Annotated in this window: 2 protein-coding genes; both read left to right on the top strand. The window is 44.8% G+C overall.

The genetic code is table 11. From position 1 onward, the window contains the following. On the top strand, positions 1 to 1,775 hold a 1,775-nt coding region (locus KZ793_RS22775), incomplete at its 5' end, for a VENN motif pre-toxin domain-containing protein (protein ID WP_317987496.1). Between the two features lie 2 nt (positions 1,776 to 1,777). Further along, complete coding sequence (locus KZ793_RS22410) at positions 1,778 to 2,383, top strand: hypothetical protein (RefSeq protein WP_225817280.1); 606 nt, start codon at positions 1,778 to 1,780, stop codon at positions 2,381 to 2,383. Positions 2,384 to 2,473: the final 90 nt, after the last annotated feature.

The raw sequence follows: 2,473 nt of genomic DNA, 5'->3' as shown, positions 1-2,473 counted from the left end.
ATACCGACCATGCTAACAATGCACTGAGCCCTATCTTTGACAAAGAGAAAGAACAGCAACGACTGAAACAGGCCCAACTGATTGGCGAAATCAGTGCGCAGGTGATTGATATCGCCAGTACCGAAGGAGCCATTATCGCCACCAAAGCGGCCCACGCTAAACTGGAGAATATCAGTGAACCGGATAGAAAAGCGGCCATAAAAGTCCTGGAGGATAAAGGTAAAACCGACATCACCCCGGAACTCATTAAAGACCAGATTTACAAAACCGCCTATCATCAGGCATTGAATGAATCTGGTTTTGGCACCGGTGGCAAATACCACACCGCTTTACAGGCGGCCACTGCCGCCATTCAGGGACTCGCGGGAGGCAATATTGGTCAGGCACTGGCGGGCGGCGCTTCCCCTTACCTGGCCGGGGTGATTAAAGACCTGACCACCGACCCGAAAACCCATCAAGTGGATGTCGTAAGTAATACCCTGGCCCATGCGATTCTGGGGGCAGTAGCGGCCGAAGTCAGCGGTAACAATGCGCTGGCAGGTGCAGCAGGCGCAGCGGGCGGGGAACTGGCCGCCCGGGAACTGATGAAGCACATTCACGGCGAAAATGTTAAAGTCAGTGACTTAAGTGAAGAGGAAAAACAGACCATCAGCACCCTCTCCACTCTGGCAGCGGGTCTGGCTGGCGGCATTGCCGGTGACTCCACCGGCAATGCCGTTACCGGGGCCCAGGCCGGGAAGAATGCGGTGGAGAATAACTATCTGAGTGTCAATGAGCTGGACAATTTTGCGCACCAAGCCCGAACCTGCGAAGGGGAAAGTTGTCAACAGGTGATCAAGGATATGGTGGAGACCAATATCCGTAATCAGCAGGAAATGATGGACTCCTGTAACAGCAACCCGAACCAGTGTGCACAGAAGTATGGTTATCTGGTTGATCAGTGGCCGGTGTTTGAGCGTACCCTCAAAAATATGGACCGGGATGGCACATTGCCGGTTGAGTTCAGAAATTACCTGTCTGCGGTGAATACGTTAGGTCAATCAGCCACAGGCAAGGTAGGCGAACTCGGCTGGACAAAACGCTTTGAAGCGATGGGCATGAGTAAGGAGACTGCCGCCGCGATGGCAATGACACTGCCTATTGTTGTTGAAGGCACCAAAGGGGCTAAGTCATCACCCGCAACATCGTCAAAAGCTTCGGGTGATAACAAAGGCAGCGACTGGAGTGTGGGCAAAGGTCAATATAGTCCGAAGGATCAGGGCACGGTAACAAATGTTGAGCATCCGACAGGTAAGTTTGATGAGAAGTCTGTGTCCAATGCTAATAAAGGGATTAGTATTGCTCAATCTGATAAGATAGCTGCTCAAGCACAGCAAAATCTCTTAAATGAAATTAATGGATTTACATCTAAGTCACAGGCAAGTAAGAACGCAACAATGGTTGGTGCATATGATCCAGTAACAGGGAAAATAGCTACAAGTAGTAGCAATGCTAAAATAACAGCGGAAGCATTACACCCAGACACTGTCAAATACATTGAAAAACAGTTAAATGTTAAGATTGGAGAATTCACAAGTTTTTGTAAAAATAAAGCTGGTGCTTGTGCTGAAGTTTCTGCTGCGGATCAACTGGTCAGACAAGGTGTAAACCCATCTAGAATTAAATTTACCGATGCACTAAGGCCCAGAGATGTCTGGAGGAAAGACCATATTCCTTCTGATGCTATAATTCCACCGTGTGCAAACTGTGCTGTAAGTTGGCCAAAAGGAAAATAGACATGACAATATTAAATGAAAGCTGGAAGCCAGAATTTGGAACAATATTTACTTGGTTTGCGATGGATAAGAATGGAAGAATTGCCGTGATGGTTAATAATTGTTTTGGGGATTTACCTAAAAAAATATTATCAATTAGCGATGCAGAGTTACTTCTTGATCAATTAACGGAATACATGTGGGAAGAATCATCACATTTTACTTATTATCCTCAAAATAAAAATGGATATTTTTCGGTTGATTTATATTCATCTTGGCGTAACAGAGATAATTTGTCTAAAACAAATATTTTTGAAAACCTTAAAAATAGTTTAGTTGAATCAGGTCATTACAGTGAAACCAATTTACCTGTTAATAAAGGTTTTTTTGTTTACCATGGTGTGGAAGGTAGTTATGAGGGAGAAGACTATCCAATAGGCTATGATGGTGAAACAAAAATGGGAGACTACTTTAGGTATCTGATGCCAACAATTTATGCATCAATTGATGACCTCCCTAAAGAGTTACACAGAGGCATTGCGATATCTGATACAGTAGATTTTACGGTTGATCGTTTACTAGATAATGATCTTATTAATACCTATTTCACGCGAATGTACTCAGAGTAAATAAAAATACAGCTCCCAGCCTGATTGAACCGTCCCCCCCGAAAGTTGGACATCCAACAAGTAGGGGAAAGTTCTCCATGAAGAAGTACA

Source organism: Photorhabdus antumapuensis, assembly GCF_020387775.1.
GTDB lineage: Bacteria > Pseudomonadota > Gammaproteobacteria > Enterobacterales > Enterobacteriaceae > Photorhabdus > Photorhabdus antumapuensis.
Note: the sequence above shows the minus strand (reverse complement) of the source record. Positions and strands in the feature narration are given on the sequence as shown.